Here is a 13,338-nt window from a genome sequence, read left to right as displayed (position 1 = left end):
AGGAAAGCGGTCCAAGATTTGCAGGTTGCTCGCTCATTCATGCATGGGCTACAGTAGGATAGCGAGGTTGTGGCTTGGTTCTTGCAAGCCCGACTGATACACAGACAGCATGAATGGAAGCGAGGGAGAAGAGGAGCATGAACAAACTTCGGCTTTGGCGAGTAGGTGTGATGACGGCTTTATTGTTTTCCGGATGGACGCACGCTTTGTCCGTTCCTGCCTTTGCCTTGGATACGGCTGAGCTTTCCTTGACTGAGCAGCGCGAAGCCTTTTTGGACAAAATGGACATCAAAGACAAAGACGTCCTCGGCTTTTACCATACGACGATGAAAGACAGCACAGATGCACGCAAGCACAACATCAAAAAGGCGATGAAAAAAATCAACAACGAGAAGATCGCGCCACAAGCTGTCTTTTCTTATAATAAAGAAGTCGGAAACTCCAATTTGGAGGAAGACGGCTGGAAGCAGGCTGGCGTCATCTTGAACGGACAGCTTACAGACGATTTCGGCGGTGGGATTTGCCAAGTCTCCAGCACCTTGTACAACGCGACAGCGGAGGCGGGAATGACGATCGTCGAGCGCCACAATCACAGCAAGTCTGTGGGCTACGTGCCAGCGGGCCAGGATGCGACCGTTGCCTTCGGTGTGCTTGATTTTCAATTTCAAAATCCGTACGATTTTCCCGTTAAAGTGAAAGCCAAAACATACAAAGACAGCGATGTAGTGATCGCCATCGTGCGTGCCTAATCGCGAATAGCCAGGCAAATCCGGGGAGGACATCAAATTGGGATGTACCTCTCTGTTTTTTTGTCTTCAGGAAAAGTAAAATAATGGATAGAGCCACACACAATTTGGTTTTGAGGCAGGCATTCGTGACCATACTGTGTGAAAAGGAGGTGCCGCAATGTACGTACAGGTGACAGGCGAGAAAAAGAACCAGCGCGTGCTCGTGATGGGGGAGCCTCTCAGCTCTTGCCAGCAAGATGAATACTATCTTTTGCCGGGAAGGTTTGTCGGAGCACTGAAGCCGGAAGACTTGCCTGTAGGAATTGCATTCAAGCTTCAAGGCGCCCTTCCTTCTGGATACGGATTTTATCGCGAAGACTCTGTTGTCTTTCGCCGGAAAAACGATGCTTGCGTTCTCTGGATCGAGGTGACTTCCACTTATGTCATCTCGGAGTGGGATGGATTGTTTTCGCTCGACGCAACCGTTCTGGCGCGCAAAGCGGTCATTGAGCAGCACCAGCAGCTGGAGTTCGTCCTGTATGAAAAGAACGAACAAATGGTCAGGCTCCGCTACGGGTTCATGTGGGCTTCCGATGAAGCAACGGATTTGGAGAGCGCGCTGGAAGCGATTTGCGATACCGTATTTGAAGTGGAGGCCAGAGGAAACGCAAGGCTGTGGCCGGGCTATGACAACTGCTTTGACGAGTATTGAGCGGCTTTTGCCGTCCTCTCTGCCATGATATAGTAAGTGGGAGCGACAAGCTTTCATAAGGAGAGGACAAAAATGGAACAAATCCGCAATATATACTGTGTGGGCCGCAACTACCGACTGCACGCGGCTGAGCTGGGGAATGACGTACCGAAAAAGCCGATGATATTTGCCAAGCCGACACACGCTTTGGCCATGACGAACGGGCAGGAAATCGCGCTGCCTGGCACGCGCGGCGAGCTTCATTATGAAGCGGAGATTGTCGTGCATATCGCAAGACCGTATGAGCCAGGCTGTGCGCTTGAGCAGGTGATTGACAAAGTCGCTTTGGGCATTGATTTTACGTTGCGCGATGTGCAAAGCGAGCTGAAAAGCGCCGGCCATCCGTGGCTGCTTGCCAAAGGGTTTAAAAATTCCGCAATCTTGACGCCGTTTCAGCCGTTCTCGGGGCTGTCTGCCTTGCAGCAAGCCGACTTTTCGCTGCATAAAAACGGCGAGCAAGTTCAGCGAGGCAATATTAGCGACGTCATCTTTGATCTGGAAACGATTTTGGCTTATGTAGAAGAACATTTCGGTCTGGGAGCTGGCGACATCATTTACACGGGAACACCAGCGGGTGTCGGGCCAGTGGCAGACGGCGATGTGCTGACACTCAAATGGGGCGACGAAGAGCGAGGCCAGTTTACCGCCAGATTGAAAGGATAACAAGCCTTACTCCGCCAAGAGAAAACCCATCTTCTGACATGATCAGGCAGAAGATGGGTTTTTTTCGTGCATCGCGCCATTGAAATCGTTTCTCAATGGCTTCTGGTGCTATGGAACTAAAAGGCAAGAACAGCCTACTTTGCCGCTTGTTTTCTGAGTAGTCCGATGCTACTAATTCCTGAATTGGTAAATTTTACGGTCTTATCCTCCTGTTTCCTCCTGCGGTAATCTGTCCATGTACCCAAGACGGGTGCCACAACATAACAAGGAGGAAAAGAAAGTGACGAAACGAGATTGGGTAATGAAGTCAACAATAGCAGTCCTACTGAGTACGTCCCTGTTAATGGGTGGTCAAGTTGGACAGGCGGCCGCTAAGACGCAAGATTCAAAACAATCTGATGTAGTCAATATTGCCACATCGCTGATTGGGAAAGATTATGAATATAAAGCAAAAGGTCCAAAACAATTCGGTTCCGCAGAGCTGGCTACGTATACGTACAAACAAGTCGGCATCACAATCGGCAGCACGATCTCAAGCTTGTCCAAGGCAGGCAAAAAAGTCTCCCAAGACAGCGTTGAGCCGGGAGACCTGGTATTCTTCTCATCGACAGGAAGCGGAAGCGCATCTTTTATGGGAATATACATAGGCAATGATCAATTCGTCTATTCCTCCCAAGGCGAGGATGCCGTTGTCGTGAAAAGCTATTCCGAGTACAGCGACAAATTCGTAGGGGCTCGCCGCATTTTGGAAGAGACAAGCTCTTCGGATAATTCCGGAGACGATACACAACAAGCTCCAAGCGATCTTGCCAACAAAGTAATCAAGATCGGTGAAAAGTATATGGGAACGAAATACAAGTACGGTTCTTCCAGCAGCAGCACCAAAACGTTTGACTGCTCTTCCTTCACGCAGCGCGTCTTCAAGGAAGCGGGAATCACGTTGCCGCGCGACTCCCGCCAGCAATCCACAGTAGGTACGACTGTGTCCAAGAAGAACCTGCAAAAAGGTGACCTGCTCTTCATGAAGGCTTCCGCCAACAGCTCCTCCGACCGGATCACGCACGTGGCGATCTATGCTGGAAACGGCAAAATCTTGCACACGTACGGCAGTCCTGGTGTGACATACTCCAAGTACGATGGGACGAACTGGGAAAAGCGTGTTGTCAAAGTCAAGCGCGTTCTGTAACCTTCATACAGTGTCATCAGTTCGAATCGGCTCTCGTGCATCTGCATGGGAGCCTTTGTTATGTATGACGTAGGAAGTGCCATAATCGTTTCGCCCGTATGGCGTGCCAATTTTTGTATCATGACGCTGTTTTTCTTTTGTTTGAATAGAGTGTAAAGAGGAAAAATTAAAAAAACGTCGAAGTGTCTTTTTACATACGTAAACAAAGTGGGGGTGTGTCATTTGAAATTGAACATGCCAGTCAAATACAACTTCGCGGCGCAAGTCGATGAGTGGGCGAAAAAGAACCCGGAAAGACGCGCTGTCTGGGAGTTGGACGAGCAAGGAAACGAACACATTTTGACCTATGAGGAGTTGCGCCGCTATTCCAATCGCATCGCCAATGCACTTGCCTCCATCGGGATTGGCGAAAAGGATCGGGTGCTGGTGCTCGTCTCTCGCGGCACGCTTGCCTACGGACTGTACCTCGCCTTGCTGAAGCTGGGCGCCGTCATCATGCCCGGATCGGAAATGCTGCGCTACAAAGACATCGAATATCGGGTGAACCACGCCAGAGCGAAAGCAGTCATCAGCTTTGACGGGGTGATGGACGAGGTGGAGCCGACTCGCGGCAACTGCCCAAGCTTGACGCATTACATCACAACAGGAGCAGGCAAAGACGGCTGGGTATCGCTTGCCGGACTGATGGAAGGGCAGAGTGAAGAATGTACCGCAGCAGATACGGACGCTGACGAGCTTGCGTTTTTGTCCTACACGTCCGGGACGACAGGCGGGCCAAAAGGCGTCATGCACGTCCACGGCTGGCCGTTCGCCCATCTGGCGGTAGCAGCCAAGCAGTGGCTTGACGTGCGCGAAGGCGACCTGGTCTGGGCGACAGCAGGACCTGGGTGGGCGAAGTGGATCTGGAGTCCGTTCGTATCCACGTTGGGGATGGGAGCGACGGCGTTCGTCTACAAAGGGCGGTTCGTTGCCGAAAACTATTTGACTATTTTGCAAAATTACCCCGTTTCCGTGCTGTGTGCCACGCCAACCGAATACAGGCTGATGGCAAAAGTATCCGATCTGTCGCAGTACAAGCTGCAAGCGCTGCGCTCGGCATGTTCGGCAGGCGAGCCGTTGAATCGGGAAGTGATTGACACGTTCCGCCGCGAATTTGCGTTGACGGTGCGCGACGGCTATGGACAGACGGAAAGCACGCTTTTGGTCGGCACCTTTGTCGGCATGGAGCCGAAGCCTGGCTCGATGGGCAAGCCTTCGCCAGTCGTGCGGATCGCGATTATTGACGAGGAAGGGCACGAGCTGCCCGTCGGCAAAGTCGGCGATATTGCCATTGACCGCAATCTGGTGGCGCTGTTCAAAGGGTACCTGGACGATCCCGAGCGCACGGCGAGAGCTTTCCGTGGCGACTGGTACGTTACGGGCGATCAGGGGCAGATGGATGAGGACGGCTACATCTGGTTCGAAGGCCGCTCGGATGACATCATTATCTCTGGCGGCTATACGATCGGGCCATTCGAAGTGGAAGATGCGCTGGTCAAGCATCCGGCAGTGGCCGAGTGCGCGGCGGTCGCCAGTCCCGATCCGGAGCGCGGACATGTGGTGAAGGCGTTTGTGATTTTGAAAAAAGGCCAGACGCCGTCTGACGGGCTGGTTGCCGAGCTTCAGGATCATGTCAAGACATTGACTGCGCCGTACAAATATCCGCGCAAGATCGAATTTGTCCAGGAACTGCCGAAAACGACATCGGGCAAGATCAGACGGATCGAGCTGCGCCAGCAGGAGGCCGGAACGCACCGCTATTGATCGGGGCAAGCCTTACGAAATTGTAAGCTTGCTGTAAGTGGATTCGATGGGAGAAAACATCCCCCTTCCTTACAATGAAGGTGTACTGCAAGGCAAGGGGGAATGTAGCATGAACCAGCTTTCCGTCCCGGTAGGGGGAAACGCGAATCCATATGCAGCAGCAACCGTAAACCAGCCAGCGCGAAAGCGGGCATGGTCGTGGAAAAAAAGAGCGGGCATTTTGCTCGTTTTCATGTTGATTGTCACGATTTTGACTCCGGTTGTCTTGACCTGGGCCGGCAACTGGTGGATCGATGACCAAAAGCTGGCGGCTGTGCAGCACCCGGCTCACGGTGCCTACGTCAAGCTCGACGAGATGCCTGATTATGTCTGGAAGTCGTTCGTGGCAATTGAAGATCATCGGTACATGCAGCATCCGGGAGTCGATCCGTACGGGCTTGCCCGGGCGATCTGGATCGATGTTCGCGAAGGTGCCTACGTGCAGGGGGGCAGCACGATCACGATGCAGCTCGCCCGCAACCTGTTTTTGACCCATGACAAAACGATGGGCAGAAAAGTCAAGGAAATGGCGATTGCCTTGCAACTGGAACAGCGCTACAGCAAAAAAGAGCTGCTGGAAATGTACCTGAACGTGATTTACTTCGGACACGGGCACTACGGCATCGGCGAAGCTGCCCAGTTTTACTTCAACAAATCTGCGGCAACAGCAGGGGGAAAAGTTCCGCTGACGATCGGGGAAACCGCGATCCTCGCGTCTTTGCCAAAGGCGCCGGAAGCGTATTCGCCTGTGAAGCATTGGGAAAAGGCCAAGTCCCGCCAGGCCGTTGTCCTGAACAGAATGGCGGAGTTGAACCTCATCGATCAAGAGACGCTCAAAGCGGCCAAGCTGGAAAGCGTAGTGGTTACGGGAGCGAAAAACAGCAAGGGCAAGTCTTCGCTGTAACTCCATCCTTACACGATTAATGAAGCGAGGCTCGGTCTTCTGTCTGAAAGGCAGGGGGCCGGGCTTTTTTTGCGGGGGGGCACTCGTCAGTTACAGAGGAGGCGGCAGGGTTGCTGTTCACTCATCTGTCGAAGGGCAGGCAGTAGGGTTGTAGCTGTTTGCTCATCAGTCACAGGGCAGGCAGTAGGGGTTGTAGCTGTTCACTCATCTGTCGCAGAGCGTGCGGCATGGATGAGCTGTGCTCTCACCCATATCCCGAACGCTGCATAAAGTAAGGGGAGGAATTACAGGAAGGAGCCACGAGTGTCATGAGTGCGTATCCATATCAGCCCCAGTCCCAGCCGGGATCAAACACCCCGTCGATGACGTCGTTGATTGACCCGTTCGTGTATCAAACGTTGTTAGGCGTTGTGCAGCGTGATGTTACCATCCAAACGACGCAAGGAAACCTCCGAGGAAACGTAGTCAACGTCCTGCCCGACCACGTCGTTTTGCGAGTCGGCGGCTCTACGTTTTTCGTGCGCATACAGCAAATCGTCTGGGTCATGCCGAGTTAGTGACATGATACAACCTTTCCCCCTCATAAAACAGTAAAGACAGGAGGATGACGGGGGAGGGAATCGCGTTGTTTACACGGATTAACCGATTGGCTATCGAGCTTCCGGAGCCGGAATACGGAGACGCCAACGCCGCTGCGGCCGTCCAGGAGCTATTGGGCGGCCGTTTTGGCGAGATGTCGACTTTGAACAACTATTTGTATCAATCGTTCAATTTTCGCGGGAAAAGAAAGCTGAAGCCGTTTTACGACCTCGTCGCGAGCATCACGGCAGAAGAGGTAGGGCACGTCGAGCTGGTATCCAATGCGATCAACTTGTGCATGAAAGGCATTACGCGGCCTGGCGATCCCGACACTACACCGCTCGCCAACGGCTTGAACAAGCGCAACACATATCATTTCATTGCCTCGGCACAGACCGCGCTGCCCGGTGATTCGATGGGCAAATCGTGGACGGGCGACTACGTGTTCACCAGCGGCAATCTCGTGCTTGATCTGCTGCACAACTTTTTTCTCGAATGCGGGGCGCGCACCCACAAAATGCGCGTGTACCAGATGACTGATCACCCGACGGCACGAGCGATGATTGGCTATTTGCTCGTCAGAGGCGGCGTGCATGTGGTGGCCTACGCCAAGGCGCTGGAAATTGCTACGGGAGTCGATTTGACGAAAATGCTTCCTGTCCCGGACTTGGACAACGAGCAGTTTGACGCGACTCATCCGTATATTGCCATGGGGCTAAACCGCAAGCTGTTTACGTTCAGCTACCAGGACTATCAGGATATCGCGATGATCTGGCGCGGACCTTTGCCGGACGGATCAACCGCGGAGGTCATTCAAGGCGTCCCGGATGGCGGGCCTGTTCCCGATCTGGATGAATTGCCGGAGGAGTTTGCGCCAGGGGTGTCGCGGGAAGACTTTTTGGAAATTGCCAAACGGTTGCAGCGATCAGCCGGGCTGTAGGGGAAAAAGAGGATGAACGCAAAGGCAAAACAAAGACCAATCAGCTTGAGTTCGCCAGGGCGAGGGCTGATTGGTCGATTGCTTTTTTAGGGGAGTCAGGTCAGGTTGTGCGATTGACCGCTTTCTCCAGCGCATCTTCGAGGACGTGGGCGTATTGCATCGTCGTCTCGATTTTCGAGTGTCCCAACTGCGCTTGCAGCTGGTGAGGGTCGGGATTCAGCCGCAAAAACTGGGTGGCAAAGCTGTGCCGCAGCTTGTGGACGGACAGATCAGGGATCCCGAATGCTTTCGCGTATTTTTTGACCAGCTTTTGTACCGAGCGCACTTCGATTCGGTGGCCGTGCGGCTTCGTTGGCGATACGGCGAGGAAAACAGCGTCCTCCTGGGAGCCAGGATGATACTTGTCGCGCAGAGCCAGGTAACGGCCGAGATACTCCTTGCCCCAGTCGCTGAAAAAGGGAGCGTCTTCCTTCTTGCCTTTTCTGATCATTTTCAACTGATTTTTTTCCATGACGATGTCGGACAAGTCCAGGCTGACGATCTCCGAGACGCGAAACCCGCCAGAGAGAATCAGCGCGATCATTGCCGTATCCCGGTCGCGATTTTGCAGGTGGTACTGCCGCTTTTTTTCCGTGTCACAGTGGGCGAGGTAGCCGTTGTAAACAAAATCGACGAACTGATAAATTTCATCGTCGATCAAAATTTTGGCCCGGATGGCGTGGGCGCGGGCGAGCGGTGTCATCTCTGTTGCGTCCAGCTCGATTTTGGCCAGGACATTGCGCTTCAAATACGCCTCGCCATGCTCGTCTTCCGCCAGCGCCGCTAAATAATGAAACAACGACTTCAGGCTGGAAATTTTTCGGCTGATCGTCCGGTCGCTGTACTCTTTTTTCGCGCTGCGCGTCGGGTTGGTCAGCAGGGCGGCGCGTTCGTACAAATGCGATTCTTGCAAGTACAAGACGTAGCTTTCGATCGTCTCCTTTTTCAGCTCGTTCAGGTCAGAGAGGGGCATGTCCTTGAGCTCTGTCGCCTGCGTCAAACCTTCTGTCATCATCCAGCGAAAGAAAAAGGCGATGTCGCGCAAATACCCGAGCAAGGTGGAAGGGGAGCTTTTTTTCGTCTTTTTATGGTCGATAAATTTTTCTACATACCAGGGAAAAGACCCGATTGTCTGGAGCAGTTGCAAGGCATCTCGCTGCTTGGTTACGGACATGTGATCCACCGCCCTCCAAAGATTGGAATAGTTGTATACGAACATATATTCTAGCAAAAAGGAAACGTTCTGGGAATTGCAAATTGCGCTATTTACAGTCATGATGAGAAAAAGTAAAGTAGAAAAGTAAATAAAACGTAATCGTTACGATTATTTCGCGGGAGGAATGTTCATTGGCAACGTGGGATTTGTCTCAAACGCGTCACCATGTGTTGCTCTGCAATGGCGGGAGCTGTATGCGCAACGGGGGCGAGGAAGTGACGGTAGCGCTCCGGGAAGCGATCACCGAGGCTGGTCTGGACGACTATGTACATACGAGCCGCACGCGCTGCAACGGGCGCTGTGAGGATGCCTGTGTCGTAGTCGTCTATCCGGAAGGCATCTGGTATCAGAACGTGACCCCGGAAGACGCCAAGCAGATGGTCGATCAGCATTTTCGCCTGGGTCAACCGATCGAAGCTTTGATGACGCATCGCTTTGCAGGGGATGGATTTGCCCGCACATCCGATGCCAAACCGGGGATGTTGAAATCGGCCAAAGCGAAAAAGTAAGCAAGAGCCACGCTCCACTGGAAAAGAGGAGGGTGGTTTTTTGTTGCGCGGCTTTTGTCTAAGATTCCAACAAAAGGAGAACTTATGTAGGAATAGGTCTTTCTGCGATTTGCCTGAAAGCGTCATCAAATATGTCTTTGTGATATGGACATTTAAAGAAAATGGTGGTAACCTATTAGTAAATAAGGTTGATTTAAAGGGATTTTCATAAGAAAAATATGTCCGCGCAGGGTGCACATTTGTTTTCGTGGGAATTACTTCCACGATGGTCAGATGTAAGGCCCGATGGCTGGATGCTGGAGGGATTCTCGTTGGCGAGCAAAACATTGGAGCATTTTTTACACGAAAATCTGGCTGATTTGAAAAGCAAAGGTCTGTACAACGTCATCGATCCTTTGCAAAGCGCAAACGGCCCTGTCATCACCATTGCGGGAAAAGAACTGGTTAACCTGTCTTCCAACAACTATTTGGGACTGGCAACAGACCAGCGCCTGATCGAAGCGGCGACTGCTGCTGCGCAAAAATACGGAGTTGGAGCAGGGGCGGTTCGCACCATCAATGGTACGCTTGATCTGCATGTCAAACTCGAAGAAAAACTCGCTGCCTTCAAGCATACAGAAGCAGCCATCGCTTATCAGTCCGGCTTTAACTGCAACATGGCAGCTATTTCTGCCGTGATGGACAAGGACGATGCGATTTTGTCAGACGAGCTGAACCATGCGTCGATCATCGACGGCTGCCGTCTGTCGCGCGCGCAAATCATTCGCGTTAACCACTCCGACATCGACGACCTTCGCGCCAAGGCGAGAGAAGCGAAAGAGTCCGGTAAATATAAAAAACTGATGGTCATCACCGATGGCGTCTTCTCGATGGATGGCGATATTGCCAAGCTGCCGGAAATCGTCGAGGTGGCCGAAGAATTTGACCTCATTACGTATGTAGATGATGCTCACGGTTCCGGCGTGCTCGGAAAAGGCGCTGGAACAGTCAAGCATTTTGGCTTGTCCGATAAAATTGACTTCCAGATCGGTACGCTCTCGAAAGCGATCGGGGTAGTCGGCGGTTATGTCGCTGGACGCCAGGAGTTGATTGACTGGCTCAAAGTACGCAGCAGACCGTTCCTGTTCTCCACTGCATTGACGCCAGCCGACGTGGCTGCAAGCATCGCCGCTATTGAAATTTTGCAAAGCAGCACAGAGCTTCACGACAAGCTGTGGGATAACGGCCACTATTTGAAAAAAGGCTTGAAAGAGCTTGGCTTCAACATCGGAGCGAGCGAAACACCGATCACGCCTTGCATCATTGGCGACGAACAACAGACACAGGAGTTCAGCAAACGCCTGTACGAAGCGGGCGTGTACGCCAAGGCGATCGTGTTCCCGACCGTGCCAAAAGGAACAGGACGTGTACGCAACATGCCGACTGCCGCTCACACCAAGGAAATGCTGGATCGCGCCCTTGGCATCTATGAAAAAGTTGGGAAAGAAATGGGGATCCTGTCATGAAAAAGATATTAGTTACGGGAGCATTGGGGCAAATCGGTTCTGAGCTGATCATGAAGCTGCGCGAAGTTTACGGAGCCGATCAGGTTGTCGCGACAGATATCCGCAAAAAAGAAGCTGACCCTGTGGTGGATTCCGGGCCATTCGAGATTTTGGATGTAACGGACGGAAATCGCATGTTCGAGCTGGCGAAAACCCATCAGGTCGATACGATCATGCATTTGGCTGCACTGCTTTCGGCTACCGCTGAAGCGAAACCGCTGCTTGCCTGGAACCTGAACATGGGCGGACTGGTCAACGCACTGGAAGCAGCTCGCGAGCTGAACTGCCAGTTTTTCACCCCTAGTTCCATCGGCGCATTCGGGCCGTCCACGCCAAAAGACAACACGCCACAGGATACGATCCAACGCCCGACGACGATGTACGGGGTCAACAAAGTGTCCGGAGAGCTGCTGTGCGATTACTACTACCAAAAGTTCGGCGTCGATACGCGCGGCGTTCGTTTTCCGGGACTGATCTCCTACGTGGCGCCTCCAGGCGGGGGAACGACCGATTACGCGGTAGATATTTACTACAAAGCGATTCTCGACGGGGCTTACACTTCCTACATCGGCAAAGGCACGTACATGGACATGATGTACATGCCCGATGCTTTGAACGCGATCATCGCGTTGATGGAAGCAGACCCATCCAAGCTCATTCACCGCAACGCGTTCAACGTAACGGCGATGAGCATCGAGCCGGAAGATGTAGCGGCAGCGATCCGCAAGCACATCCCGACGTTTGCGCTCTCGTACGACGTAGACCCGGTGCGTCAGGCGATCGCCGACAGCTGGCCTAACTCGATTGACGCGACAGCAGCGATGAATGAGTGGGGCTTCAAAGCCGAATTTGATCTCGAAAAAATGACCGAAGACATGCTGACCAAACTGCGGGGAAAGCTGCTACAGCAGGTTGGCTAAACGAATAGCATCAAAGAGGAAACCGTCGCTTTGCGTAACAGGCAAAGCGGCGGTTTTTTTATGGCATTGGCCGGAGCAGCGCGAATCAGGTTGCTTCGTCAAACGGATTGAGTTATAGTAGTCATATCTATTACAACTAAAAAGGGTGTTGTTATGGAGCTGCTACTGGACAAGTTTGAGGAAATCGGTTTTTCCAAAAATGAAGCAAAAGTATACGTGACATTGCTGAAAGAACCGCTGCAAAACGGGTACGAAATCAGCAAAAAGAGCGGGGTTCCTAGGTCGATGGTGTACGCGGTTATTGCCAAGCTGGTGAGCAAGCAGGCTGTCATCGAACTGCGGACAGAGCCGCCAACGTATCGGCCTGTGCCGATCAAGGAACTGATGGCGAATCTGAAAAAGCAGCATGTCGAGACGATTGACTATTTGGAGCAAGAGCTGCAAGCGATGGAAAAGCCGGTGGAGGTTCACGTGATCAGGCATATGGAGGAGCGGGCGAAAATTTTGTCCGCTATGCAAAGCTTGCTCACACATGCAAAAGAGGAAGTGTGGCTGTCGGCGTGGGACGAGGAGCTGGATGAATTGAAGGGGGCGGCCGAAGCGGCACAAGCGCAAGGAATCAGGCTGTTCTCCCTGTTGTTTGCCGATCAAAAAACGGCTTCTTTCGGCAACGCCTTCTATCACGAAGAAACTTCCGCGATCGAAAAACGGCGCATGGGCCAGCGACTGACCATCGTGATCCAGGACGACCAGCAGGTGTTGATCGCCAGCTTCCTCGATGGCCGCGTGCCGCAAGCGATTCAGACGACAGACCCGATGCTGATTTTGCTTGCCAAGGAGTACATTCGCCACGATATGACGCTGAAAGCAGTGAGTGCGAAATGGGGCGTTGGCAACTTGGCAGACTTTTGCCAAAGCGATGAACGGTTGGCGTATATCGTTCACAGCGCAAGAAAATAAGCAGCGATTTTTCACATCGAGACAGACAAAACAGACAGGCAGGAGAGGAAAGAACAGATGATCGAATTTCGTTATGTGACAGAAGAACACGAGGCAGAGCTGGAGAGCGTGAAGCAGCTTTTCCGCGAATACACCGAGTCGCTCGGGCTTGACCTGGGCTTTCAGGACTTCGAAGCAGAATGCGAATCGTTACCTGGGAAGTATGCGGCTCCAGATGGGGTGCTGATCCTCGCGCTGGTAGACGGAGAAGCAGCGGGCTGCATCGCCCTGCGCAAAAGCGAGGAACGGATTTGCGAGATGAAAAGACTGTATGTGCGCGACCGATATCGCGGGTTGAAAATCGGCAGGGCGCTCGTGCAAAAAGTGATTGAGGCAGCGGAACAGCTTCCGTACGATTTCATGCGGCTCGATACGCTGGCGACGATGACGAGCGCGCAGGCGTTGTATCGGGCGTTCGGGTTTTCCGAGACGACGCCTTACATCTACAACCCGCTGGAAGGCGCCATGTTCATGGAGCGAAAATTGCGTTAGTGCGCTAGGCTAGAGGTTGCGTATGA

At 52.7% G+C, this 13,338-nt stretch carries 14 protein-coding genes; 13 read left to right on the top strand and 1 reads right to left on the bottom strand.

Annotated features, from left to right (window positions below; genetic code table 11):
- Nucleotides 1-137 precede the first annotated feature (137 nt).
- The 8 genes from IRJ17_RS19480 to IRJ17_RS19445 all read left to right on the top strand — a co-directional run bounded on the left by IRJ17_RS19480 (nucleotide 138) and on the right by IRJ17_RS19445 (nucleotide 7,593).
- A complete protein-coding gene (locus IRJ17_RS19480; RefSeq protein ID WP_122963439.1) occupies nucleotides 138-749 on the top strand; it encodes a VanW family protein in 612 nt (203 codons plus the stop codon).
- Nucleotides 750-906: 157 nt separating this feature from the next.
- A complete protein-coding gene (locus IRJ17_RS19475; RefSeq protein WP_242771627.1) occupies nucleotides 907-1,440 on the top strand; it encodes a hypothetical protein in 534 nt (177 codons plus the stop codon).
- Between the two features lie 72 nt (nucleotides 1,441-1,512).
- Nucleotides 1,513-2,142, top strand: a complete 630-nt coding sequence (locus IRJ17_RS19470; protein WP_122963437.1) for a fumarylacetoacetate hydrolase family protein — start codon at nucleotides 1,513-1,515, stop codon at nucleotides 2,140-2,142.
- 280 nt (nucleotides 2,143-2,422) lie between these two features.
- Entirely contained in the window at nucleotides 2,423-3,328 is a 906-nt protein-coding gene (locus IRJ17_RS19465) for a C40 family peptidase (protein ID WP_122963436.1), read from the top strand.
- Nucleotides 3,329-3,550: 222 nt separating this feature from the next.
- Complete coding sequence (locus tag IRJ17_RS19460; protein ID WP_242771625.1) at nucleotides 3,551-5,131, top strand: acetate--CoA ligase; 1,581 nt, start codon at nucleotides 3,551-3,553, stop codon at nucleotides 5,129-5,131.
- A gap of 109 nt (nucleotides 5,132-5,240) precedes the next feature.
- On the top strand, nucleotides 5,241-6,074 hold the full coding sequence (locus tag IRJ17_RS19455; protein WP_122963434.1) for a transglycosylase domain-containing protein: 834 nt from the start codon (nucleotides 5,241-5,243) through the stop codon (nucleotides 6,072-6,074).
- A gap of 308 nt (nucleotides 6,075-6,382) precedes the next feature.
- Complete coding sequence (locus IRJ17_RS19450; protein ID WP_122963433.1) at nucleotides 6,383-6,631, top strand: YuzF family protein; 249 nt, start codon at nucleotides 6,383-6,385, stop codon at nucleotides 6,629-6,631.
- A 68-nt stretch (nucleotides 6,632-6,699) separates the two neighbouring features.
- A complete protein-coding gene (locus IRJ17_RS19445) occupies nucleotides 6,700-7,593 on the top strand; it encodes a manganese catalase family protein (protein WP_063227078.1) in 894 nt (297 codons plus the stop codon).
- Nucleotides 7,594-7,693: 100 nt separating this feature from the next.
- On the opposite strand, the gene xerS is transcribed toward IRJ17_RS19445, so the two are convergent.
- Nucleotides 7,694-8,806: a tyrosine recombinase XerS gene (xerS, locus tag IRJ17_RS19440; protein WP_122963432.1), complete on the bottom strand. Its 1,113-nt coding sequence runs from the start codon at nucleotides 8,804-8,806 to the stop codon at nucleotides 7,694-7,696.
- 173 nt (nucleotides 8,807-8,979) lie between these two features.
- Here xerS and IRJ17_RS19435 point away from each other — a divergent pair, with 173 nt between their 5' ends.
- From IRJ17_RS19435 to IRJ17_RS19415, 5 genes are all read left to right on the top strand, one after another.
- Nucleotides 8,980-9,357 carry a (2Fe-2S) ferredoxin domain-containing protein gene (locus IRJ17_RS19435; RefSeq protein ID WP_122963431.1) on the top strand — a complete coding sequence of 126 codons (378 nt, stop codon included), beginning with the start codon at nucleotides 8,980-8,982 and terminating at the stop codon, nucleotides 9,355-9,357.
- A gap of 311 nt (nucleotides 9,358-9,668) precedes the next feature.
- On the top strand, nucleotides 9,669-10,862 hold the full coding sequence (locus IRJ17_RS19430) for a glycine C-acetyltransferase (RefSeq protein ID WP_173595882.1): 1,194 nt from the start codon (nucleotides 9,669-9,671) through the stop codon (nucleotides 10,860-10,862).
- Complete coding sequence (locus tag IRJ17_RS19425; protein WP_122963430.1) at nucleotides 10,859-11,821, top strand: L-threonine 3-dehydrogenase; 963 nt, start codon at nucleotides 10,859-10,861, stop codon at nucleotides 11,819-11,821. Before IRJ17_RS19430 ends, IRJ17_RS19425 begins: the two co-directional genes overlap by 4 nt.
- 153 nt (nucleotides 11,822-11,974) lie before the next feature.
- A complete protein-coding gene (locus IRJ17_RS19420; protein WP_173598838.1) occupies nucleotides 11,975-12,781 on the top strand; it encodes a TrmB family transcriptional regulator in 807 nt (268 codons plus the stop codon).
- Between the two features lie 57 nt (nucleotides 12,782-12,838).
- Nucleotides 12,839-13,312 (top strand): GNAT family N-acetyltransferase, encoded by a 474-nt coding sequence (locus IRJ17_RS19415; protein ID WP_122963428.1) that lies wholly within the window; start codon nucleotides 12,839-12,841, stop codon nucleotides 13,310-13,312.
- Nucleotides 13,313-13,338 lie beyond the last annotated feature (26 nt).

This window comes from Brevibacillus parabrevis (genome assembly GCF_022701015.1).
Taxonomy (GTDB): domain Bacteria; phylum Bacillota; class Bacilli; order Brevibacillales; family Brevibacillaceae; genus Brevibacillus; species Brevibacillus parabrevis.
This window is presented reverse-complemented; position numbering and strand designations above follow the sequence as displayed.